This is a genomic window from Streptomyces sp. NPDC045701 (assembly GCF_056432045.1).
The window spans coordinates 1-22,851 of record NZ_JBWKJV010000017.1 but is presented as its reverse complement, the minus strand read 5'-3'; the positions used below and the strand labels follow the sequence as shown (position 1 = coordinate 22,851).

The window sequence follows — 22,851 nt, the reverse complement described above, 5'->3', positions numbered from 1 at the left end:
GGCCGGACTCGAACTCGGACTGTCCAACCTTCCACACGGGCCACCGGTACGCTCGGCGCGACCCGGCGGGTGTACCCGGACGGCGGACGCACCGCCCGTCCGCCCGTCCGGCCCCGGTGCGGGGGCGGACGGGCCGGCGCCGGGGATCAGGGGTACAGCACGCCCTGCCGCACGCTTCCCGCGAGGAACCCGGCGAGCCGTGCCGCGTACCGGACCCAGCGCCGCCGCAGCCTCCGGGAGCGCACCAGGTCCGGCAGGCGGACCAGGAGCACCAGCCAGTTCACCGCCGCGACGGACAGCCGGCGGCGCTCGAAGCCGGCGTGCCGGTAGCGGGCGTACAGCCGGGCGCCGGACAGCCCGTAGTTCCACTTCTGGCGGGCCAGCGGCACCAGGCCGTCGCGCAGCCGGTAGTGCATCAGGGCGTCGGGGGCGTACGCGAGCCGGAAACCGCACAACTGGGCCCGCCAGGACAGGTCCATGTCCTCACCGCCGCCCCGGTACGACTCGTCCCAGCCGCCGACGGCCACCAGGACGTCCTTCCACGCGGCGCAGTTGGCGCCGCGGGCGAAGGGCAGGAAGTCGCCCTGCTCGGTCAGGGGCACCGGCTGCTCGTCGGCGTACTCGGGGGAGAGCAGCCCGACGTCCAGGGCACCGCCGACGAGGTCCGCCCCTCCGGCCGCCTCGACCAGGCCCGCGAGCCAGCCAGGGGCGGCCACGTCGTCGGCGTCGCAGAAGGCCACGAAGTCCCCGCGCGCGGCGGCGACCCCGGCGTTGCGGGCGTACCCCTCGCCAGGCCGGTCGCCCGCCTCCAGCACCCTCAGCCCCGGGACCAGCGCGCGCGCCGCCGAGGCCACCTCGCGGGTGCGGTCGGTCGAGCCGTTGTCCACCACCAGCACCTCCACCGCGCCGGTGTACGTCTGCTCCGCCAGCGCCCGCAGCTGCGCGGGCAGTGTCCGGGCGCCGTCGCGGACCGGCAGGACCACGGAGACCAGCGCCGGGCGGGCGGGGCGGCTTCCGGGCGCGGGCCGTGCGGCCGGGGGAGCCGGCCGACCGGCCGGGGACACCGAGGCGGGCCGGGCGGCGGGACCGGGGGCGGGCCGGGCGGCGGGACCGGGGGCGGGCCGGGCGGCGCCGGGGAAGCCCCCGCACGGCGCGTACCGCCGCAGCAGCAGCCGGGGCACGGCCACGCACCGGGCCGGCCCCGGGACGGTCCCCGCCAGCAGGTCCCGCCGTACCGCGCAGGGGGCGCCGTCCCGCCCGTGGACGTCCCCGGAGCGGCCGGCACCGAAGAGCGCGCCGTCCCAGGGGACGCGCCCGGCGGGTCCGTCCGGCTCCGGCGCGGGCAGCACCACACCGCCGACCACCCCGTCCGGCCGGATCCGTACGGCGCCGTACCGCACCACCTCGACCCGCTCGGCGGTCCCCGGGGCGCGGCACGCCTCCACCAGCGTCTCCAGCCATCCCGGCAGCGCCTCGTCCCGCCCGCCCAGGCAGGCCACGAAGTCGGCCGGCGTCCGCAGCGCCTCCCGGCGGCACACCTCGGCGGCGGCGGCCGGCAGGCAGTGGGCCACCCGTACCCGCGGATCCCTCCGCAGCCGGCCCGGCACCCAGGTGACCACCGTGATCGCGGCCGGCCGCACGCTCTGCGTCAGCAGGCTGCCCACCGCCGCCTCCCACTCGCCGTCGGGGGACAGGACCACGACGCCCATCGACACCGTCATGTCAGGCCGGGTCCACCGGGTCGAGGTCGAAGTCGACGTCGTTCGGCGGCGCGACGAGCAGCGGCAGCAGCTCCGCCCGGGACCCGGCCCGGCGCCTCTCCTCCTCCCGCCGCCGCAGGGACTCGGTGTAGGCCCGGCGCGCGTCGGAGCCGAACCCGGTCTCCGGTGCCTGGGTCAGCGACTTGGGCCAGACGCGGTACCGGTACAGCACCCGGCTCACGTTCCGCAGCCGGTACAGCCGTGCCGCCCGGAGGTGGAAGTCGGTGTCGGCGCCCAGCCGGGCCGTCCCGTCGAAGCCCCCGAGCCGCTGGAGCGCCTCGCGCCGCACCACCGTCGATGGGTGCAGCGCGACCGTCGACCGGCCCAGCCGTATCCACAGGTTGCCGTACCGGGGCATCCTGCGGCGGCCGGTGACCCGGCCGGAGGCGTCGATGCACTCGTAACCACAGCCCACGAGGTCGGCACGGCCCCGGTCGAGCAGGGCCACCTGCCGCCGGAACCGGCCGGGCAGGCTGATGTCGTCCGAGTCCTGGAACCCGATGTACGGGCTGCGCACGCGTTCCAGCACGGCATTCTTGATGCGCAGGTGGCCCACGTTGCGAGAGGTGCGCAGCACCACCAGCCGGGGGTCGTCCGCGAAGGGGCGCAGGGCGGCCAGCCAGTCGTCGCCGGGCGAACGGTCGTCGACCACCACCAGGGTCAGGTCGCGGAAGTCCTGGCCGAGGACGGACCCGGCGGCCTGGCCCAGATAGGCCGCGCAGTCGTAGTGCGGAAGGATGACGGTCAGGGCGGTCGCCCTGGTGTTCTCAGCCGGTGCCCACACCGCGGCTCCCCTTCTCGGTCGTGAGTGAGGCCCGCAGCGTCAGGCCCGGGCCGGTCGTACCGTGTCCGGTCGGCGGAAGTCGCCCTGGTCGCCCCACGGCACGGAGCGCAGCGGACGGTGCGTCAGCCCGCGCACCACCAGGCCCGCAGCGACGGCGCAGAACCAGCCGAGGTGCACGGCCTTGACGGTCCACCGCAGCGCCCCCCGCAGCGGGCCGCGGCCGCCGTCCCACGGGGCCAGCGGCCACAGGCCGTGGAACAGGACCTCCCTGAAGTACCGGCGCGCCGTCGCCCGTGGATAGTCCGCCATGCACGTCACATGGCTGTAGAGGGAGCGGCGCAGCCGGCGCAGTGTGTCACGGGCGCCGCCGACCCGGTAGGTGCGGCAGTACGCGTCCGGCAGGACCTCCAGGTCGCGCAGCGGGTCACCGGCCGCCGGGTCGAGCAGCTCGAACAGCACGAAACCGTCGTCGGCCAGCCGGCGGGGCGGGATCCCGCCGGCGATCACCTTCGTCTCCACGAGCATGCAGCCCGCCACCGGGCAGGCACCCGGCGGCACGGTACAGCCGGAGACCCGGTCCATGACCTGCGACGCCGGAGTCGACCGCGGCAGCGCCACCAGCCGCGCGCCGACCGCCCCGGTGCAGCCACGCTCCCGGAACCGGGTCAGCAGCCGGGCCAGGCAGCCCGGGCCGAGCTCCACGTCGTCGTCGATCCACAGCCAGCCCGCGTAGTCCCGGTCCCGGCCCGCGCGCACCGCCGCGTTCACGGTGCGGATCTTGCCCGGCCCCGGCAGCGCCAGGCCGGCGAACGCGAGGGCGCCGCAACCGGTGCCCCGCCGCGCCACCGCGGCCGTCCCGCGCAGCCGGCGTACCGCCTCCTCGAACTGGCCCGGCCCGTACTGCATCCCTACCCAGACCGTCAGTGGCACGTCCGGGTGCGCGGTGTGCGCCTCCGCCAGGGCGTCGCACACGTGGCCGACCATGGCGGCGTGGTCCTCCGCGCCGCACCGCCCCACATAGGTCGGCAGCAGGACGCCCAGTCCGCCCCGGGGCAGCAGGTCCGGCCGCTCGCCCGGCGGCAGGACGAAGGTGACCGGCGGCCGCACCTCGGGTCCGGGGTCGAACCCCCGGGCCACGGCGCGCTGGAGCCGGGTCCGTCCGTCGTGGCTGCCCGCGCGCATCCATGCCCTCCGCCCGGCCGGTCGGTTCACCCGGAATCGCCGGGAACCGTGAAGAAATCGCAGAACAAATGGGTGGCGCCGGTCCGCGAGGCTAGCCAATTCCGCTGAATGATCACAAGATGGCCCTGCCCGCCTTCCCCGCGAATGGCCGGAATTGACGTCCTGGGTCCTTGCGCCGTTATGGCGGAAAGGCGTGGTGCCGGGCAGAGGGCGTGGTAAAAAGGCGACCGTTCCACAGGTGCCGCACGGCAAGATCACCGAATGCAGAGCGCCCCACCCCCCGTGACCGTCCGGCGGACCGCAGACCGACACCACCGACCGAGGGGTGACGCACCCATGGTGTATCCCGCGAGCACGCGACGGACAACAGGGCTGGGGGAGAGCCCCGGCGACGAAGGAGCGCCCGTACTGCTCCACGCACGGGGAATCGTGAAGAGCTACCGCCGCCGGCGCGTCCTGAACGGCGTCGACCTGGCCGTACGGGCCGGCGAGGTCGCGGCCGTCGTGGGCAGCAACGGCGCCGGCAAATCCACCCTGCTGAAGATCTGCGCCGGACTCGCCTCGCCCGACGCCGGCCGGGTGACCGTCAACGGCCGTCTCGGCTACTGCCCGCAGAACGCCGGCGTCCTGGGCTTCCTCACCCCCGATGAGCACTTCACCCTCTTCGGCGCGGGCCGCGGCATGCGCCGGGGCGCCGCCGCCCGGCGCGGCCGTGAACTGGCCCGCGCCCTGGACTGGACGGTGAACCGGCGCGCCCTCGCCAAGGACCTCTCCGGCGGCACCAGGCAGAAACTCAACGTGGTCCTGGCCTCGCTCGGCGACCCCGACGTCCTGCTCCTGGACGAGCCGTACCAGGGCTTCGACCGCGGCTCCTACCTCGACTTCTGGCAGAACGTGTGGGACTGGCGCGAAGAAGGCAAGGCGGTCGTCGTCGTCACCCACATGCTGAACCGGCTGGACCGCGTGGACCAGGTCCTCGACCTCAGCCCCCGCACGGCGACGGAGGCGGCCCTGTGAACCCGGCGTTCCGCACCCTGCGCATGGCGCAGATGACCCTGCTCGAACTCACCCGCAGGCGCGGCGTCCTCGGCCTGCTGCTCCTCGTACCGCTCGTGTTCTACCTGGGCCGGCACGACGAGCCGGGCCAGGCCATCCGGTTCGCCAGCCTGGGCCTCGGCTTCGCGGTCAGCGCCGCGGCCCTGTTCTCCTCGGTCGGCGGGCGCGAGATCGAGCCACGTCTCGCCCTGGGCGGCTTCCGGCCCCGCCACCTCCACCTCGGGCGGGTCCTCGCCCTCGTCACCGCGGGCCTGGCCGTCTCGGCGCTCTACGCGCTGCTGATCGCCGTCGACCAGAACGTGCGCGACCTGACGGCCGTGGCCCTGGAACTGGCTCTGACCACGCTCGTCGCCGTGCCTCTCGGACTGCTCCTGGGGCTGGCCGTGCCCCGTGACATGGAAGGCACCCTGCTGCTCATCTCGGTGATCGGCGCCCAGATGGTCATGGACCCGGCCAAGGACTCCGCCCGCGCCCTGCCGTTCTGGTCCACCCGGGAGATCATCACGTACGCCGTCGACGGACCGGGCGCCGGATCCCTCGCCCCCGGCGTCACGCACGCGGTCGTCACGGCCGTGCTCCTGACGGCGGTGAGCAGCGCCGTCCAGTCGGTACGGCTGCGGCGCCGCGCCCACATGCAATTCGGCTGACGCTCCGACGTACCACCGCACGTATTCGCTCGCTGAATTTCGCCTCTACCTCGGCCGAATGAACGACTGTACAGTGAACTCCGCGCGCTCGGGGGCCGATAAAAGCTGCCGGTCGTCCGGAATGCCGAAAGCGACCCGCCGGGCGAACCGGAATTCCTGATTTCCGGTCGCTCATCGCTGCCGGAATGTTCCGCCCCACGGTTTCCGGGCGCCCCGCCGCACGCCCATCGAGAGGAGAGGGGAGCGCTCCATGGAACCGTTGTCCGACCTCGCACTACCGTCACGGCACGTACTGACCGGCCTGCGTGACCGGCGACCCGGCCCGGTGCACATCATCGACCCGTTCAAGGTGCCGCCGGCCGAAGCGGTGGAGAAGGCGGTGGCCCTGGACGACCTGGGCTTCCCCTTCGTCATCCTCGCCAGCACCGACTACGAGGCGTTCGAAACGCGCATGGAACCCTACGTGGCCCGCATCAAGGCGGCCACGTCCTTACCGGTCCTGCTGCACTTCCCGCCGCGCAGGGGCGTCGGCTTCCCCCTGGCGGCCGGGGCCGACGCGGTGATCCTGCCCGCCCTGCTCGGCTCCCACGACGACTACTTCGTCTGGAAGAGCTTCCTGGAGACCCTGCTCACCATGCCCGGCCGGCTGGACCGCGAGCAGTGGCCCGAACTCCTGCTCACCGTCGCGCTCACCTTCGGCGAGGACCGCAGGACCGGCGACCTCCTCGGCACCGTGCCCGTCGGGACGGGCACCGCCCAGCTCGACCGGCACATCGACGTGGCGCTCACCTTCGGCTTCCACATGGTGTACCTCTACTCCCGCCACGCCCACGTGCCGCCCGACGTGGTCCGCCACTTCCGGAACCGGCTCCGCCCCGACCAGATCCTCTTCGTCAGCGGCAACGTCCGCTCCCGGGACCGCGTCACCGCCTACCTCGACGCGGGCGCCGACTACGTGGGCTTCGCCGGCGCCCTGGAGCACGACGACTGGCGCACGACGCTCCGCGGCCTCGCCGCCGCCCGTCCCGGTCTCGTCCCGCACATACGGGGGGCCCGGCGGTGAACGACGCCCACAGAGCCCCGCTCACCGAGGAGTACAGCGCCGCCATGCTCGCCACCGAGGCGGCCAACCGCGACCGGGTGACCGCCTGCGTGGCCGCGGGCGGCGGCTCCGGCGACCTCGTCGCCCATGTCGCCGCCCTCCGCCTCTACCTGCGCGTACCCCACTTCCTCACCGAGTGGATCACCGACCGGCCGGTGCGCGCCCAAGTGGCCTCCGCGCTCGCCCTCGACATCGTCGCCATGAAACTCGTCGACGACCTCATGGACGACGACAGCGGCCTCGACCGCGTCGAACTCGCCTGCCTCGCCCTCCACCTGCACCTCACCGCCCTGCGCGAACTGTGCCGCCTCAGCCACGACGCCCAGGCCGTCACCGACCTGCTGCAGCGCGACTTCACCACCATCTGCGCCGGGCAGATACGCACCAAACGGCACCGCGCCCGCACCCTCGACGAGTGGCGCGCCCACGCCCGCACGTACGGCGCGACGTTCCTCGGCTGCTACGGCTCCCTCGCCGCGCTCGCCGGCCGGGTGCCCGGCGCCCTCGCGCCCGCCCGCGCCTTCGCCGAGGCGTTCGGCACCGTCATCACCATCGCCGACGACCTCACCGACTACGCCCGCGACGGCGAACGCGACGGCAACCTCGGCCACTTGCTGCGCACCCATGCCGTCACCGGACCACAGGTCGTCAGCCTGCTGGAACGGCTGCGCGCCCGGGCGCACGGGGCGATACGGGAACAACCGGCCTCGCGGGCCCTCGCCCCCGTCGTCGACCTCTACACCGACGACGTCCTCGACCGGCTGGTCCCCCCGCACGTGCCGCGCCCGCCCGGGCCCTCCACCGCCGCGACGGCGTGACGGGGGCGTGTCCCGCCGATCTCGCCGCACGCGCCGGCCCCCGCCCACCGATCCGGCCGGTCCGGAGGACACGCCTCAGCCGCGCCGCCGCGCCATCAGACCGTCGAACACGAACAGGTCCACCCCACTGCCGGCGAAGTCGTCCAGCACGTCGCCGGCCGTGTGGGCGATCGCCCGGCCCGGACCGTTGAGCGAGGTGTTGATCAGGGCGGGAACACCGCTCAACGCCTCGAACTCGGCCAGCAGCGCGTGCAGCCGGGCCTCCCGCGGACCGAGGGTCTGGACCCGGCACGTCCCGTTCACATGGCGGGCCTCCGGAGCGACGCCCTCGGGGACGTCGTACTCGAACAGCATGTACGGCGAGCCGTACTGCCCCGGATACAGCTCCGCGAACCGCTCCTCGCGCATCACCGCGCCCAGCGGCCGGTACCACTCGCGCTGCTTCAGCTCCTCGCTCATCCGCTTGCGCATCCCCGGCACCGCCGGGCTGCCCAGCAGCGAACGGTGCCCCAGCGCCCGCGGGCCCAGCTCCGCGGCGCCCTCCAGCAGCGCGACGACGCCACCACCGGCGAGCGTGCCGGCCACCGCGCCCCGGTCGTACGCGACCGGCTCCAGCCCCGCCCCGGCCAGCGCCCGCAGCACCGCCTCCCGGGACTCGCCGGCCCCGTTGGCGTACACGCTCAGCGGCGCCACGTCCTGCCCCGCCAGGTACCGCAGGGCGTAGATCCCGGCCCCCGCGAGGTGCCCCGCGTCACCGCACGCCGGCGGCACCGCGATGTCCCGGCCGAAACGGCGGCGCAGCACCGAGTTGGCGACGATGTTCAGCGCACAGCCGCCGCCCAGGGCGATCGGGCCGAAACCCGCGGCAGTCCGCGCGACATGGCGGCTCAGCAGCTCGTACACCGTCTCGGTGAACAGCTCCTGGAAGGACGCCACCACCCGCGCCATCGTCCCGAAGTCCCGGCCGAACTCCGGCCGCGCCGACAGCTCCTCGCGGACCCGCTCGGCCAGCGCCAGGTCGTCCGTCACCCGCCGGTCCACCGCCAGCAGCAGCTCCCGCACCCGGGCGCTCGGCTCCCCGTAACCACCCAGCGCCATCACCTTCCCGGCGACGCTCGGGCTCTTCCCGAAGCCCAGCAGGTGCCCGATCGCGGTCCACCCGAACCCGTTGCCGTACCAGGGCAGCGGATCCTTCTCCACCCACTCCAGGCGCCCGCCCGCCACCCGGAACAGCGAGCTGCGGCTCACCTGGCCGCGCCCCTCGTTGACCAGCACCACCGTCCCGTCCTCGTGGCCCGCGTAGTGCGCGGCCAGCGCCGCGTGCGACACCTCGTGCGTGACGACCACGCAGTCGACGGTCCGCCCCAGCAGGTCGCACGTCGTGCGGTGGTGCGGCGCGCCCGCGCCGACGCGCTCCATCGCCACGTCCAGGTCCGGTATGCGCAACAGCGCGCCGCGCACCGGCGTGGACACCGCCACCAGGTCGATCCCGTCCGCGTCCACACCCTCCTGCGCCAGTACGTGCCGCAGCGCGACATCGGCCCGGTGGTCGTGCTTGGTACGCGTGAGCCGCTCCGTCTCCACGGCGAACCGCAGCCGCCCGTCCTCGAAGTAGCCGACACCCGTGTCGTGTCCGGCGGAGTGGAGTGACAGGACCTTCATCGGCTCTCCTCGAGTACGGGCGACGGGTTGCGGACGGCCGAATAGGCGGCCCACCGGACCTCTCGCAGCGGGCGGCGCAGCAGCCCGCGCACGTACAGCTCCGCGCCCACCCCGCAGAACCAGCAGAAGTACAGCCACTTGATCGCCGCCACCGCGGCCCCGTGCCGCACGCCCCTCTCGCGGTGGAAACCGGTCAGCGGCCACATGCCGCCGAACAGCACGTGGCGGAAGTAGTACCGGGCGGCCGGCAGCGGCCAGTCGGCCAGGTCGATGAGGTGGTTGAGCAGCAGCCGGCGGATCCGGCGCCGGGTCTCGCCCGCCGGACCGGCCACCACGTAGTGGCACCGGGCATCCGGCACCAGCCGCAGGTACCGCAGCGGATCGGGCAGCGCCGGATCCAGCAGCCGGAAGCACACGTAACCGTCGTCCGACACGTACCGGTCCGGCATGCCCCCGGCCACCACCTCGGTGGCCACCAGGATGCAGCAGCCGTGCGGATAGCAGGTGGCGGGCTCGGCCACCGCCTTGGCCCGCGCGAGGGCGCGGGAGGTGGCGTACGCGGCCGTGTGCGGGACCTTCGTCGCGCCCACCGCCCCCCGGCAGCCCCCCGCCACGAAGGCCCGCACCAGGTGCGCCAGGCAACCGGGCTCCAGCGTCACGTCGTCGTCCAGCCAGCCGACCCCGGCGCAGCCCAGCGCCTCCGCCACCGCGACGGCCGCGTTGAGCGTCCGCGGCTTGCCCGGACCCGGCAGGGACAGGCCGCACGCGCGCACCCCCGGCGCGCGGGCCGCCGCCCGCCGCAGCAGCGCCCCCAGTCGGCGCAGCGCCTCCCGCTCCTCCGCCGCGTCCCGCCACTGCATGCCCACCAGGAGCAGGACGTCGACGTCCGGGTGGGCGCGCGCCGCCTCCGCGACCCGCTCCAGCAGGACGTCGAGCCGCTCCTCCTGCTCGGCGAGGGTGCCCCGTCCCACGTACGTCGGCGCGACCAGGGCCACGGCCGTCCCGGCGGCGTGCGCCGGGCGCAGCGCGTCGGCCGCCTCCCGCGCGCCGCGCGGCTCGGGCCGGCCGTGGAGCACGTACCGGACCGGTACCGACCAGGTCGTGCCGGGGTGGTACCCGCGCGAGACGGCGGCCCGCAGGTGCCCGAGGGGGAACGGCTCCCGGGCGGGCGGCCGCCCGGGGCGCACCGGCCGGTTCAGCCGCACCCGCCCCGCCCCGTCAGAAGTCACGGTCGGTGTTGGAGGTGGACCGGGCCAGGCTGCGCAGACCGTCCAGCGTGTTGCGCCACTGCCCGGTCCGGGCCATGTGCGTGAGCAGCGGCCCGGCCATCTCGCGGCGAAGGAAGAACTTCCGGTAGGCGTACTGGGCGCGCTGCTGGGCGTCCGGCACCAGGTAGCCGATCCGCTGGTCGAACTCGCCCCGCACGAACCGGTCCCAGTAGTCGGCCGGGACGCGCCCGGCGGCCACCGACTCGGTGTGCAGCGGCGTGCCGGGGAGCGGCGTCGCGGTGTAGAAGCTGGCGTAGTCCAGCGGGATCCGGCAGGCCAGGTCCAAGGTGCGGCGGAACTGCTCGCGCGTCTCGTCCAGCCAGCCGACGATGAAGTACCCGAAGCCCTTGATCCCGGCCTCGTGCGCGTCGGTGACGGCGCGTTCGATCTTCTCGATGTCGCTCTCCTTGCGCATCCGCTCGAGGATCTCCGGGTCGCCGTGCTCGATGCCGAACCGCAGCCGTACGCAGCCGGCGCCGGCCATCGCCTCCAGCAGCTTCACCGGCACCAGGTCCACCCGGGTGGGCGCCTCCCAGCGGACCTTCAGCCCGGTCTCGCCGATGAGTTCGCAGATCTCCCGCACCCGGCCCCGGTGCAAGGTGAACACGTCGTCGTAGAACATGATCTCCTTGACGCCGTAGCGCTTCTTCAGCTCCGCCATCTCTCCGACGACGTCCTCCGGCGTGCGGTACATCGACTTCTTGTCCACCGCCTGCTTGAAGCAGAAGCTGCACTTGAACGGGCATCCGCGGCTGGAGATCATCGTGGCGAACGGCCGGGGCGCCATGATCGAGAAGTAGTTGCGCATGGGCAGCCCCTCGCGCTCCGGCCAGCCCACGTCCTCCAGGTTCACCATGGGCGCGGCACCGCCGTCCCAGTCCCGGCTCACCAGCCCCCGGATCCCGGTGGGCTCCTCGCCCTGCTCCAGGGCCTCCGCCAGCTCCGGCATGATCGTGACGCCCTCGCCCACCCCGACGTAGTCGATGCTCTCGTGGAAGAGGTTCTCCCGGGCGTACACCTCGGTGTGCGGGCCGCCGAGGATCACCTTGGCGCCCGTGCTCTTGGCCGCCTGGCACGCCTCGACGGCGCCGGGCAGCCCGGGCGTGGTGGTGCTCACGCCCACCAGGTCCGGGCGGAAGTCGGCGAGCAGCGCGCGCAGCCCCTCGCTGTCCAGGCCCAGGGCGGGCGTGTCGATCTGGATGACGTCGTGGAACCCGGCCGTCTTCAGCGCCGTGTGGATGTAGCCGAGCCCCAGGTGCGGCAGCACCCCGGCCCGCTTCTGCACCTGGGTGATCTGACGGGTGTTGAGGCACAGGTCGTGGTGGCGCACGAGCGCGATCCGCAGTTTCCGCCTGCGCCAGCGCGGCAGAGCGGGTCGGGCGCCCGCCGTGGCGGGCGCGGCGGACGAGCAGCCGCCTCCGCCGCTCCCCGGCGGCTCGCCCGTGCTGATCAGGGGCAGGGTCTTGCGCATGGTTCCCCCTCGGGTGGTGGGTACGGGTCCGGAGGTCACCGGGGTCCGGCGGTGCCCCGCCGTCCGGTCAGCGCCTCCAGCTGGAGCAGGTAGACCGCGATCGGCAGCAGTCGGCTGACCCGGCGCCCGGCGCCCTCGCCCCGGGTGGCCGAGAGCAGCCGCCCCAGCACCCCGTCCCCGCCGCGCCGCCAGTCCCGCTCGGCCCATGCCGCGTGGCCCAGCAGGCGCAGCAGGTAGCCCAGCCGGTGCCGCACCAGGACCGGTGCGGGCGGCGGTGGGGCGGCGCTGGCGAACCCCAGCCCGGCGTGTTCGGGGTACGCCCGGCGCAGCGCCTCGTCGTGGAACGTGCCGTCGATCAGGAAGCGTTCGGGCACCGAGGAGAGGTGGTCGAACAACGCGTGGTCCACGTACGGGGCGTGCAGGACCGGGCCGTCGCGCAGCAGACCGTACGGTGTCATCGCGATGGCGCGCCGGGTGCGGTTCCAGAAGTAGAACGAGGCGTACGGGAACGCCGCCCCGCTGTGCCGTCGCAGCTCGGCGACGAGCCGCCCGCGCGCCCGTTCCCGGCTCCACAGCCCGGCCAGCCGGGGGCTGAGCAGGTGCTCCACGTGCGGGCCGGTCCGTCCCGCGAGGAGCATCCGGTCCGCGACGCCCGGCAGGTCGGCCGCGTCGAACGGGTTGGCGCGGATGAGCTCCATGCTCGGGTTCTGGGCCAGCTCGCCGCCTCCGATGCCGTCGAAGGACACCCGGGTGCGGGCGCGCAGGTACGCCAGCACGGGCAGCGCCCACGCCCCCTCCACGGTGCACATGCCCTGCGCCGGGTTCGCCGCCAGTTCCGCCCGGAACTGCGAGCGGCGCCGGTGCAGGACCTGGTGCTCGACGCCCAGCCGGGCGGCCAGCACGGCGGCGACCTTCGCGTCGGCGCCCGGGTCGGGCGGGAACTTGGCGCCGCTGACGCACAGCCGTGGCGGGGCGCCCTGCCGGTGCAGCTCCAGCAGGATGTGACGGGAGTCCCGGCCGCCGCTGAGCGGCAGGACGTACGGCTCGTCCGGCAGTCGCCGGGCGATGGCGTCGCGGAACAGCTCGACGAACCCGTCGACGGCCGCCGCGCGCGTCGTCGCGGCGGGCCCGGCGGGTGCCACGCGGCCGGAGTCGAGCCGGAGCCGCCCGTCCGACCAGGTGAGCGTCGCGGCCGGCGGGAGCGCCCGCACCCCGGCGAACGGCGTGTCCTCGGCGAGGAAGAACCCCAGCCGCAGGAAGACGGCCAGCGCGTCATGGTCCGGCTCGGCGGGACCGCCCAGCGCCAGCAGCACCCGCACGTCCGGCGACACCGTGACGGAGGTCCCCTCCTGCCGGTAGAACAGCGGCCACATGCCGTACCGGTCATTGCGGACCGACAGCCGCGTCCCGTCCCACCGCCACCGGGCGAACACCCCCTGCCCGTCCGCCGACTCGTGCCCGAAGGCGGCCTCGGCGCGGCCCCGGACACACACCCCTCCGGGCCGCCGCTCCACACGCACGTACGGCGCCGCGGGGCCGGGGCCCGCGCTCACCGGGCCTCCAGCACGGTCCGTACCGCCTCGCCGATCCGGCGGGCCACGGCCTCCTGGTCGAGCACGGTCCGGGCGAAGACCCGCACGTCCCGCTTGTGCCGCTCGATCGCGGCCGGATCCGCCAGCCAGTCGTCGAGGACGCGGGTCAGTTCGCCGGGGGTGTCGCACGCCCGGCCCAGGGCGTGCTCGGCGATCAGGCCCGGCACCCACGCCTCCATCGGCAGCCCCGACTCCAGCATGAGCACCGGGATGCCGAAGTAGGCCGCCTCCAAAGTGGTGTTGGGCCCCACCTTGGAGACCAGGAGCCCGTAAGGGGACTTCGCCGCCTGGTCGATGTAGTCGAAGTACTCGGCCTGGGTCAGCCGGCTGTGGAACCGCCAGTGCGTGACGTGCGAGGCGGCCGCCGACGCCGCAGCCCGGCGGGCCAGTTCCGCGTCGTCGTACCCGACGAACACCAGGTCGATGTGCGGGTGCCGCTCGGCGAGGTGCTCCAGCAGCCGCAGGTAGGTGTCACCGCCCCGGTTGCAGAACACGATCAGCCGGGGCGCCGTGCGGTCACCGCCCCAGGGGCCGGACGCGGCCGGAGCGCCGCCGCGCCCGCCCGTCATGAAGTCGCGCAGGTCGTGCTGGGCGACCAGCGGCCCCACCACCCGGATGCGGTCGGGGTCCCCGCCCTCCTCGGCGAGCAGCCGCTCCTTGGCGCGCTCCAGGCCCACCAGCGTCAGGTCCGGGTGGCGGCTGCGGTGCAGCGGCAGGTCCATCAGGCCCGGGTTCGTCACATGGCTCACCACCCGGGTGCGCAGCCCCGCCAGCCGCACCGCCGCCACGCACAGCCGGGCCACGAACCCCTTGGTGCCCACGACGACGTCCGGCGCCGTCTCCCGCAGGTGCTTCACCAGCCCCGACAGCGCCTCCGCCTGCCGCAGCCCCGGGTCCACCTCGAAACCGGCCGGAAAGCGCTCCTGGAGCCGGGACATCAGCGCCATGTACCGCTCGGTGCGGGTCACCGCGTCCGGGCTCTCCAGCGAGATCGCGCGGATCTCCGCCCCGGCGTCGCCGAGCCACGGCACGATCGGCTCGGCCTCCAGCAGGGTCACCTCCGCGTCGACCGCCCCGCGCAGCACGCGCGAGAAGCTGGTCGCCGCCAGGTAGTTGCCGAACTCACCCCACGTACGGGGGGACAGCACCTGGATACGGCTGTGGTCAGACGGCACGGCGCATCTCCTCTGTCAGGTCCACGGGGGCGGACGGCGCGGGGGTGCGGGAGGCGGTCGGCAGGCCGTCGAACCAGAGCTGGTAGCACAGCAGCGCCCACAGCCCCCGCGACGTGTCCCGCCGGCCGCTCAGGTGGTCGTCCAGCAGGACCCGCACCGCACGGGGGTCGAACAGGCCGCCGCGGTCCAGCGCGGCCGGTGCCAGGGTGTCCCGCAGCAACGTCCGCAGCTCCCCCCGCAGCAGCCCCGCCACCGGGGCGCGGAAGCCCAGCTTCGTACGCCGGACCGTGCCGCGCGGCAGCCACGGGGCGGCGGCCCGGCGCAACAGGTACTTGCCGGTGAGGCCGCGCAGCTTCAGCCCCGGCGGCAGGGAGTCGACGTACTCCACCAGGTCCACGTCGAGGAACGGCGACCGCAGCTCCAGCGCGCTGCGCATACCGCCCCGGTCGGTCTTGGTGAGGATCACGTCCCGCAGGAAGTGGCAGACGACCGCGAGCCGGCTGCGTTCCAGGGCGGACAGTCCGGGGCGGCCCTCCAGCAGCCGCGCCACCTCGGCGAACGGGTCGTGCCCCGCCAGCGCCCCCGCCGCCTCCGGGCGGAACAGCGCCGGCAGCCCGGCCGGCCCGAACGGCGCCGTGGCCAGGTAGAAACGGTGCTCGGGCGCGGCCCGGACCCCGCGGGCCAACCGGCCGAGCGCGGCCCGCGCCGGCAGGTTCCCCGACCGCTGCGGAAGCCTCCGCGCGAGGGCGCCCGCCAGCGCCTCCACCCGGTCCGCCGGCATCACCCGCAGCAGCGCCTCCAGCGCCCGCTCGGCCTGGAAGAACCGGTACCCCAGCAGCAGTTCGTCCGCCCCGTCCCCGGTCAGCACCCCACGCACCCGCAGCCGTGCCGCCCGGCACACGATCCGGGTAGGCAGCAGCGACGGGTCGGCGAGCGGCTCGTCGGCCCGCCCGTACTCGGACTCGACCACCTCCGCCAGGTCCCGCCCGCCGATCCGCACCATGTGGTGCTCGGTCCCCAGGTGCCGGGCGACCGCCAGCGCGTGGGCCGACTCGTCGAAGTCCGCGTCGGCGAACCCGGCGCTGAACGTGGGCACCGGGCCGTGCGGGGACACGTCCTGCGCGACGGCCGCCACCGCGCTGGAGTCCAGGCCCCCGCTCAGCAGCACCCCCAGCGGCCGTCCGGTGCTCAGCACCCGCCGCTCCACGGCCGACCGGAACAGCGCCGTGAACCGCGCCTCGGCCTCGCGGACCCCGATGCGCGCCACCCTGGCCGGTGTGGCCGGCCGCCAGTGCTCCACCTCGGTCAGCGCGCCGTCCTCGTGGCGGACGTAGCACCCCGGGCGCACCTTGCGCACACCGGTGACCGCGGAGCCCGGCGCGGGGAAGGCCTGGAGGACCAGGTAGTCGGCGACGGCCCGCGGGTCGGGCGTCCGGGGGACGTCCGGGTGGTGCAGCAGCGCCGCCAGCTCGGAGGCGAAGGCCACCCCGTGCGGGACGCGCGCGTAGTACAGCGGCTTCTTGCCCATGGGATCGCGGGCCAGCACGGTGGTGCCGGTGCGGGCGTCGTGCAGCGCGAAGGCGTACATGCCGCGCAGCCGCCCCAGCATCCGCATGCCGTACCGCTCGTACAGCTCCACCAGCACCTCGGTGTCGCTCTCCGTGCGCAGCGCGGCGCCCGCGGCGCGCAACTCCCGCCGCAGCGCCGCGTGGTTGTAGATCTCGCCGTTGAACACCACGGAGACGTGGCCGGATCCGGACAGGAACGGCTGCCGGGCCCGGTCCGGGTCGACGAACGTCAGCGCGCAGTGCGCCAGGGTGATGCCCCGGTGGTGGCACCAGCCGGAGCCGTCCGTGCCCCGGTGCGCCACGGCGGCCAGCATCCGCCCGGCGGTGGCGCGCGAGGCGTCGCCGCCCCCGTCGCGGTCGCTGAAGCCCACGAAGCCGCACACGGCCGGTTACGCCCGCCGGCCCGGCGCGGTGCCGCCGAGCGCGGGACCCGGCCGGTGCGCGGCGTCCAGTCGCCGGCGGGTCCACTCGATCTGGGCGGCCAGGCCGGTGCGCAGGTCCGTGTCGGGGTGGAAGCCGAGCCGTTCGCGCGTCCGGGCCGGGTCGGCCGTGGTGGCGCCCACGTCGCCGACGCGGGTGGGGCCGTAGCGGGCGTCCGGCCGGAGCCCGGTCAGCTCGGCGGTCAGTTCCAGCAGCCGGTTCAGCGACACGGAGGAGCCGGTGCCCACGTTCAGCACCTCGGCCCGGTCGTCGGGGCGGTCGGCGGCCCCGTCGAAGGCCCGGTCGGCGGCCGGGGAGCCGGCCCGGTCGGCGCGGGACCGGCCGGTGCGGGGCCGATCGGGCGCTCCGGCCAGCAACAGGGCGCGGACGACGTCCTCGACGTACACGAAGTCCCTGATCTGCGTGCCGTCGCCGTACACCTCGACCGGCTGCCCCAGCAGCACGGCGCGGATCATCCGCGAGATGAACATGTCCGGCCGCTGACCGGGGCCGTAGACGGTGAAGAAGCGCAGCGCTGCGACCGACAGCGCGGTGTCCCGGCGGGCCGCGAACGCCAGGGCGAGCCGCTCGGCGGCCAGTTTCGTCACGCCGTACGGCGAGCTGGGGCGGGGGAGCATGTCCTCGTGCATGGCACCGTCCGCACCGCCGTACACGCTCGACGACGAGGCCACCACCACCCGCCCCACCCCCGCCTGCACACAGGCGTCCAGCAGCCGCTGCGTGGCCAGTACGTTGCAGTGGAGGTACTCGGGGAATTCCGTCCAGGAAGGCCGCACGCCGGGTAAGGCGGCCAGATGGAACACCAGGTCCACGCCTTTCAGGCAGGAACCGAGATCCATGGTCGCGAGATCACCGCCCCGTGCCTGGAACGCGCCTTCCCCCGGCGCCGGCCCGGCTTCGGTGTGGACGCCCATGTCCCGGCGGTCCACCCCCACGACATTCCGGCCGCCGTGGCGCAATGCCGCCACCAGGTGCGAGCCGATGAAACCCGCCGCACCGGTCACCACGACATCGCCGGCGATGGCCGGAAGGTGAGCGTCGCTTGGCATGAAGTCCCCCTTGTTCCGTTGCGTGTACGGCTGTTCAAGGCGGTGCGACGTGCTGGTATTCGGCCCCGGACGGGTGGGCAAAGGGACCTCGAAAGACGCGCCGGAGTCTAACAGCGCGTTCTTTCCGCGAGCAATGGCGCCCAGGATCGACGGGCGAAAACAGGAAACACGAATAAGCGGACGGCGGGAAGGATTCCGCAACCGACGCATATCAGCCGTCCCATTCCCAACCGCATGGCGCCTCTTTATGCTGTCGGGTTCCGGCGTGGTGACGGACGGAGGGGGCGCGTTGGCTGACAGCCCATGGCACCGGCTGCGCGGACTCGGCCGGTACCTCCGCGGCGAGCGCGGGCCGCTGGCACTCCTCGCGGTGATCGTCCCCCTGGGCGTCGGACTCCAACTGGTCGCACCCGAGATGCTGCGCCGCTTCGTCGACGGCGCGCTGGCCGGCTCGCCCGACGGCCTGCTGCTCACCGTGGCCGCCTGGTACTGCGCGGCGGCGCTCGGCCAGACGGCCGTCTCCACCGGCGGCGACCACCTCGCGGCCCGCCTCGCCTGGCGCACCACCAACCGGCTGCGTGCCGAACTGGTGGACCACTGCCTGCGCCGCCCGGCGCCGTTCTACCAGCGTCACCCGCCCGGCGAACTCGTCGACCGCGTCGACGGCGACGTGACCCGCCTCGCCGGCGTGATGTCCTCCCTGCTGCTGGACGTGGCCGCACAGGCCCTGCTCGTCGTCGGCATCCTCGCCGCGCTGTTCCGGCTCGACCAGGTACTGGCCCTCGTCTTCGCCCCGTTCACCCTGTGCACCCTGCTGCTCCTGCGGCGGCTGGTCGGCCGGGCGGTCCCGTTCGTCACCGCCCGCCAGGCCTCCGTCGCCGACCTCCTGGGCTTCCTGGAGGAGCGGCTCGCCGGCGCCGAGGACCTCACGGCCAACGGGGCGGCTCCCTTCACCATGCGGGCGCTGGAGGACCGGCTCGGCACGCTGTACGAGCGGGCCCGGTGCGCGGCACGGGTGTCCGTGCGATGGCCGGCCACCGTGCAGGGCCTGTCGGCGGCGAGCGTGGTGCTCGCCCTGGCGGTGAGCGTCTGGCTGCACGCACGCGGGCAGCTCACCACCGGTACGGCGTTCGCCGCGCTGTCGTACGCGATGCTGCTGCGCCGCCCGCTGCTCGCCCTCACCGCCCGCTTCCAGGAGCTGGAGAGCGCCGTCGTCAGCGTCGGCCGGCTGGGCGAACTGCTGCGGGAGCACGACGGGCACCCACCGGACCCGGCGGCCGGCGCGCGACCCCGGCCCGCCGCCGGGCCGCCCCTGCCCGGCGGGCCGCTCGACGTGCGCTTCGAGGCGGTCTCCTTCCACTACGAGCCGGGTGAACCCGTCCTCACCGACGTCTCCTTCCGCCTCCGGCCCGGCGAGCGGCTCGGCGTCGTCGGCCGCACCGGGAGCGGCAAGTCCACCGTCGTACGGCTGCTGTTCGGGCTGCACCGGCCGGTGGGCGGCTCGGTGGTCCTGGGCGGCCGGGAGATCCGCACGCTGGACGCCAGGGTCCTGCGCGGCCGGGTCGCCCTGATCACCCAGGAGGTCCACGTCTTCCACGCCACCCTCCGCGACAACCTCGCCTTCTTCGACCGCTCGGTCGGCGACCGCCGCCTCCTCGACGCCCTCGAACAGGCCGGGCTCACCGGCTGGCTGCGGGACCTGCCGGACGGTCTGGACACGGTGCTGGGCGCCGGGGCACGCGGCATGTCCGCGGGGGAGGAGCAACTGGTCGCCCTGGCCCGGGCGTTCCTCCGCGACCCGGCCCTCGTCCTCATGGACGAGCCCACCGCCCGCCTCGACCCGCACACCGAGGAGCTCCTCGCCCCCGCCATGGAGCGCCTCCTGCACGGCCGGACCGCCGTAGTGGTCCAGCACCGGCCGCACGCGCTGCGGCACGTCGACCGGATACTGGTGCTCGACCGCGGCCGGGTGGTCGAGTACGGCGAGCGGACCGCCCTCGCCGCCGACCCGGCCTCCCGCTTCCACGGGCTGCTGCACACCGGCCGGGCGGCGTGATGCGGGCGACGCTCTCCCGCCTGCGCGCCGTGCTGCGCGGATCGTCCGGGGCCTACTGGACGCTGACCGGGCTGTGGGTGCTGCTGCGGGCCGGGACCCTGGCGGTGGGCCTGCTCTTCCAACGCCTCTTCGACGGGATCGGCGGCGGCGGGGGAGGCGGGAACGGCGGGGCCGGGGCCGCGACCGGCGGACTGATCGCGCTGATCGCCTGGGTGGCCGCCATCGAGGGCGCCCGGCTGGTGCTCCAGTTCGGTGTGATGCTCAGCCGCCTGGAGCCGCGCCTCCAGTACGGCGCCACGGCCGGGTTGCGCCGTTCCCTGCTGGGCACCGCCCTGCGACGGCCCGACGTCACCGCACGCGTGCCGCCGGGGGAGGCGCTCCGGGCGGTGGGCGAGGACGTGGAGGAGGTCGGCTTCTTCCTCGCGTGGGCGCCCACCAACCTCGCGCACTGGCTCTTCGTCGCCGCGTCCGTCGGCATCATGCTGACCGTCGACGCGCTCGTCACCGTCGCGCTTCTCGCCCTGCTCCTGGTCGTCACCCTGGTGACCGCTCTCGTCCACGGCCGGTTCCTCGCCCACCGGCGGGCCACCCGCACCGCCTCCGCCCAGGTGGCCGGGGCCCTCGGGGAAGCCGTGGGCGCGGTCAAGGCCGTACAGGCCGCCGCCGCCGAGGACCACGTCGCCGCGCACATCGGACGGCTGAACGAGGCGCGCGGCAGGGCGGCCGTACGAGAGGCGCTCTTCGCCGGCGTACAGCGCAACGTCATCGGCAACGCCGCCCCGGTCGGCGTGGGTCTCGTCCTGCTGCTGACCGCCGGGCGGGCGCGGGACTCCTTCGGCGTCGGCGACCTGGCGCTGTTCACCTTCTACCTCCAGATCCTCGCCGAGGCCCTCGCCTCCATCGGCATCCTCTCCATCCGCCTGCAGAGGGTGTCGGTGGCCCTGGAGCGCGTCACCGCGTTCCTCGGCGCGGCCCGTGACACCGGCCCGCCGCCCGGGAAGCCCGCCGGGCCGCCGCCCGGGAAGCCCGCCGGGCCGCGCACGCCCCGGCCGCGCCGTGGCACCGCGCGGCTCCTGGAGGTCCGCCACCTGACGGCCCACCACCCCGGGACCCGCAGGGGCGTCGAGGAGGCCCGGCTGTCCGTCACCCGCGGCACCCTCACGGTCGTCACGGGGGGCGTGGGATCCGGCAAGACCACGCTCCTGCGCGCCGTGCTGGGCCTCGTGCCCGCGCAGGCCGGCGGCGAGGTCCGGTGGAACGGCGAGCCGGTCGACCGGGCGGGCTTCCTCGTGCCGCCGCGCTGCGGCTACGTCCCGCAGGCGCCGCGGCTGTTCAGCGGCTCGGTGCGGGAGAACGTGCTGCTCGGCCCGGACGACGACCGGGCGCTCGCCGCGGCCCTGCGCACCGCCGTGCTCGAACCCGACGTCGCCGCGATGCGGGACGGGGTGGACACCGTGGTCGGGCCGCGCGGGCTGCGGCTGTCCGGAGGCCAGATCCAGCGCCTCGCCATCGCCCGGATGCTGGTGCGGCGGCCGCGACTCATGGTCGTGGACGACATCTCCAGCGCGCTCGACCCGGAGACCGAGCACATCCTGTGGAGCCGCCTGCTCGACGGCTCCTCCGCCGTGCTCGCGGTCTCCCACCGGCCGGCCGTGCTCCGCGCGGCAGCCCAGGTGGTGGTGCTGAAGGCCGGGCGGGTGGAGGCCGCCGGAACGCTCGACGAGGTGCTCGCCGCCTCCGCCGAGATGCGCAGGCTGTGGTCCACCGCGACGGCGGCGCCCTCGGACTGACGCGGCCGGACCCGGTGCGGGGGGGCTCCGCCGCGCGCGGCGCCACCGCCCGGGCGGGGCGGCAGAACCGGGCTCAGGCGGGGCCGGAGCCGCCCCGAGGGACGTCCAGCGCGGTCCAGATGCCGTCCAGCGCGTCCACGAAGTCCCGTACGTCGCCAAGGGAGTGCACGGCACCCGGGGCCACCCGGAGGATCTCCCCGCCCACCCGCACGCTCGGCGCGTTGATCGCCTGGACGTACATCCCGTGACGCTCCAGCAGCAGCGCGGAGATCCGCTTGCACAGCGCGTCCTCGCCCACCCGCACCGACACGATGTGCGACTGGTCCGACAGGAACGGGATCCGCCGCTCCGCCAGCAGCCGGTGCATCGTCCGCGCGTTGCGCCTCAGCCGCTCGCGCTCCGCCTCCGAGGCCCGCAGGTGCCGGACCGCCGCCAGCCCGCCGGCGGCGACGGACGGCGGAAGGGCGGTGGTGAAGATGAACGAGCGGGAGAACGCCCGTACCGCGTCGACGATCACCGAAGGCCCGGCGACATAGCCTCCCGTGGTGCCGAAGGCCTTCGCCAGCGTCCCCATGACGAGGTCGAACTCGCCCGCCAGCCCCCGCTCGGCGGCGATCCCCGCGCCCTGCGGGCCGTACATCCCGACCGCGTGGACCTCGTCGAGGAAGGTCAGCATGCCGTACCGCTTCGCGACGTCGGCGATCTCCGCGAGGGGCGCCACGTCGCCGCCCATCGAATGGACGGACTCCGTGACCAGCAGCTTCGGACGACGTGGGTCGACGGCCGCGACCAGCTCCTCCAGGTGCCCGGGATCGTTGTGGCGGAAAATGCGCTTCTCCGCCCGGCTGTGCCGTAAGCCGTCGATGATGGAGGCGTGGTTCAGCTCGTCGGAGAACGCGACGCAGCCGTCCATGCGGCCCGCCAGCACCGACAGCGCGCCCTCATTGGCCGAGTAGCCGGAGGTGAAGACCAGCGCGTCCTCCTTTCCGTGCAGTTCCGCCAGCTCACGCTCCAGCAGGACGTGATAATGGTTCGTGCCGCCGATGTTCCGCGAGCCGCCGGAACCGGCCCCGTATTCGTCGATGGCCGTTTTCATCGCCCGGAGGACGAGCGGGTGCTGTCCCATACCGAGATAGTCATTGCTGCACCAGACGCTGATTTCGCCATCCTGCCGTGTGGTGGCGGCGGGGAAACGCCCGGCGATCCTGCCGATCTCCAGGAACTCCCGCTTCCGGCTCGCGGATTCCTCCGCGAGATGTGAGAAGAAATCCATGTACTGGGTCATGGTTTCCGGCTCGCTCTCTTGTCGCCTCGCGCGTGATGGAGCGGTTCATCCTAGTACTGCAATCACAGTTAGGGAGTGTGTCCGCGTTGTTTGTAGTGACTGTTGCGGGCGCGTGTCTGGCTGAGTCTTCGCCAGAGTGACCAGT

17 protein-coding genes are annotated in these 22,851 nt (G+C 74.5%); 6 read left to right on the top strand and 11 right to left on the bottom strand.

The window, feature by feature from the left end; translation table 11 throughout:
• Positions 1-146: 146 nt before the first annotated feature.
• From AC07DW_RS19280 to AC07DW_RS19270, 3 genes are read right to left on the bottom strand one after another with little or no spacing between them, the layout of a single operon-like run.
• Entirely contained in the window at positions 147-1,721 is a 1,575-nt protein-coding gene (locus tag AC07DW_RS19280; protein WP_478858853.1) for a glycosyltransferase family 2 protein, read from the bottom strand.
• 1 nt (position 1,722) lies between these two features.
• Positions 1,723-2,544, bottom strand: coding sequence for a glycosyltransferase family 2 protein (locus AC07DW_RS19275; protein ID WP_478858852.1), 822 nt, complete (start codon positions 2,542-2,544; stop codon positions 1,723-1,725).
• 39 nt (positions 2,545-2,583) lie between these two features.
• A complete protein-coding gene (locus tag AC07DW_RS19270) occupies positions 2,584-3,726 on the bottom strand; it encodes a glycosyltransferase family 2 protein (RefSeq protein ID WP_478858851.1) in 1,143 nt (380 codons plus the stop codon).
• 336 nt (positions 3,727-4,062) lie between these two features.
• Here AC07DW_RS19270 and AC07DW_RS19265 point away from each other — a divergent pair, with 336 nt between their 5' ends.
• From AC07DW_RS19265 to AC07DW_RS19250, 4 genes are all read left to right on the top strand, one after another.
• Entirely contained in the window at positions 4,063-4,743 is a 681-nt protein-coding gene (locus AC07DW_RS19265; protein ID WP_478858850.1) for an ATP-binding cassette domain-containing protein, read from the top strand.
• A complete protein-coding gene (locus AC07DW_RS19260) occupies positions 4,740-5,429 on the top strand; it encodes a hypothetical protein (RefSeq protein ID WP_478858849.1) in 690 nt (229 codons plus the stop codon). The genes AC07DW_RS19265 and AC07DW_RS19260 overlap by 4 nt, the downstream gene beginning before the upstream one ends.
• A 250-nt stretch (positions 5,430-5,679) precedes the next feature.
• Complete coding sequence (locus AC07DW_RS19255) at positions 5,680-6,492, top strand: beta/alpha barrel domain-containing protein (protein ID WP_478858848.1); 813 nt, start codon at positions 5,680-5,682, stop codon at positions 6,490-6,492.
• A complete protein-coding gene (locus AC07DW_RS19250) occupies positions 6,489-7,349 on the top strand; it encodes a class 1 isoprenoid biosynthesis enzyme (protein ID WP_478858847.1) in 861 nt (286 codons plus the stop codon). Before AC07DW_RS19255 ends, AC07DW_RS19250 begins: the two co-directional genes overlap by 4 nt.
• A 75-nt stretch (positions 7,350-7,424) precedes the next feature.
• On the opposite strand, the gene AC07DW_RS19245 is transcribed toward AC07DW_RS19250, so the two are convergent.
• The 7 genes from AC07DW_RS19245 to AC07DW_RS19215 are packed head-to-tail and all read right to left on the bottom strand — an operon-like array spanning position 7,425 to position 17,575.
• A complete protein-coding gene (locus AC07DW_RS19245; RefSeq protein ID WP_478858846.1) occupies positions 7,425-9,011 on the bottom strand; it encodes a carbamoyltransferase C-terminal domain-containing protein in 1,587 nt (528 codons plus the stop codon).
• On the bottom strand, positions 9,008-10,240 hold the full coding sequence (locus AC07DW_RS19240) for a glycosyltransferase family protein (RefSeq protein WP_478858845.1): 1,233 nt from the start codon (positions 10,238-10,240) through the stop codon (positions 9,008-9,010). Before AC07DW_RS19240 ends, AC07DW_RS19245 begins: the two co-directional genes overlap by 4 nt.
• On the bottom strand, positions 10,230-11,750 hold the full coding sequence (locus AC07DW_RS19235; RefSeq protein WP_478858844.1) for a B12-binding domain-containing radical SAM protein: 1,521 nt from the start codon (positions 11,748-11,750) through the stop codon (positions 10,230-10,232). Before AC07DW_RS19235 ends, AC07DW_RS19240 begins: the two co-directional genes overlap by 11 nt.
• A 35-nt stretch (positions 11,751-11,785) precedes the next feature.
• On the bottom strand, positions 11,786-13,303 hold the full coding sequence (locus AC07DW_RS19230) for an asparagine synthase-related protein (protein WP_478858843.1): 1,518 nt from the start codon (positions 13,301-13,303) through the stop codon (positions 11,786-11,788).
• Positions 13,300-14,517 (bottom strand): glycosyltransferase family protein, encoded by a 1,218-nt coding sequence (locus AC07DW_RS19225; protein WP_478858842.1) that lies wholly within the window; start codon positions 14,515-14,517, stop codon positions 13,300-13,302. The genes AC07DW_RS19230 and AC07DW_RS19225 overlap by 4 nt, the downstream gene beginning before the upstream one ends.
• Positions 14,507-16,456, bottom strand: coding sequence for an asparagine synthase (glutamine-hydrolyzing) (asnB, locus tag AC07DW_RS19220; protein ID WP_478858841.1), 1,950 nt, complete (start codon positions 16,454-16,456; stop codon positions 14,507-14,509). Before asnB ends, AC07DW_RS19225 begins: the two co-directional genes overlap by 11 nt.
• Positions 16,457-16,474: 18 nt before the next feature.
• Positions 16,475-17,575: an NAD-dependent epimerase/dehydratase family protein gene (locus tag AC07DW_RS19215; protein ID WP_478858840.1), complete on the bottom strand. Its 1,101-nt coding sequence runs from the start codon at positions 17,573-17,575 to the stop codon at positions 16,475-16,477.
• A 289-nt stretch (positions 17,576-17,864) separates the two neighbouring features.
• Here AC07DW_RS19215 and AC07DW_RS19210 point away from each other — a divergent pair, with 289 nt between their 5' ends.
• Complete coding sequence (locus tag AC07DW_RS19210; protein ID WP_478858839.1) at positions 17,865-19,631, top strand: ABC transporter ATP-binding protein; 1,767 nt, start codon at positions 17,865-17,867, stop codon at positions 19,629-19,631.
• Entirely contained in the window at positions 19,631-21,421 is a 1,791-nt protein-coding gene (locus tag AC07DW_RS19205) for an ATP-binding cassette domain-containing protein (RefSeq protein WP_478858838.1), read from the top strand. The genes AC07DW_RS19210 and AC07DW_RS19205 overlap by 1 nt, the downstream gene beginning before the upstream one ends.
• A 73-nt stretch (positions 21,422-21,494) precedes the next feature.
• Here AC07DW_RS19205 and hemA read toward each other — a convergent pair whose 3' ends face one another.
• Positions 21,495-22,706 carry a 5-aminolevulinate synthase gene (hemA, locus tag AC07DW_RS19200; RefSeq protein ID WP_478858837.1) on the bottom strand — a complete coding sequence of 404 codons (1,212 nt, stop codon included), beginning with the start codon at positions 22,704-22,706 and terminating at the stop codon, positions 21,495-21,497.
• Positions 22,707-22,851: the final 145 nt, after the last annotated feature.

Excerpts from the sequence above, each read along its gene's own strand:
- AC07DW_RS19265 (WP_478858850.1), top strand. The coding sequence starts at position 4,063 with ATGGTGTATCCCGCGAGCACGCGACGGACAACAGGGCTGGGGGAGAGC.
- AC07DW_RS19205 (WP_478858838.1), top strand. The coding sequence starts at position 19,631 with ATGCGGGCGACGCTCTCCCGCCTGCGCGCCGTGCTGCGCGGATCGTCC.
- AC07DW_RS19245 (WP_478858846.1), bottom strand. The coding sequence starts at position 9,011 with ATGAAGGTCCTGTCACTCCACTCCGCCGGACACGACACGGGTGTCGGC.
- AC07DW_RS19215 (WP_478858840.1), bottom strand. The coding sequence starts at position 17,575 with ATGCCAAGCGACGCTCACCTTCCGGCCATCGCCGGCGATGTCGTGGTG.
- AC07DW_RS19255 (WP_478858848.1), top strand. The coding sequence starts at position 5,680 with ATGGAACCGTTGTCCGACCTCGCACTACCGTCACGGCACGTACTGACC.
- AC07DW_RS19280 (WP_478858853.1), bottom strand. The coding sequence starts at position 1,721 with ATGACGGTGTCGATGGGCGTCGTGGTCCTGTCCCCCGACGGCGAGTGG.
- hemA (WP_478858837.1), bottom strand. The coding sequence starts at position 22,706 with ATGACCCAGTACATGGATTTCTTCTCACATCTCGCGGAGGAATCCGCG.
- AC07DW_RS19235 (WP_478858844.1), bottom strand. The coding sequence starts at position 11,750 with ATGCGCAAGACCCTGCCCCTGATCAGCACGGGCGAGCCGCCGGGGAGC.
- AC07DW_RS19270 (WP_478858851.1), bottom strand. The coding sequence starts at position 3,726 with ATGCGCGCGGGCAGCCACGACGGACGGACCCGGCTCCAGCGCGCCGTG.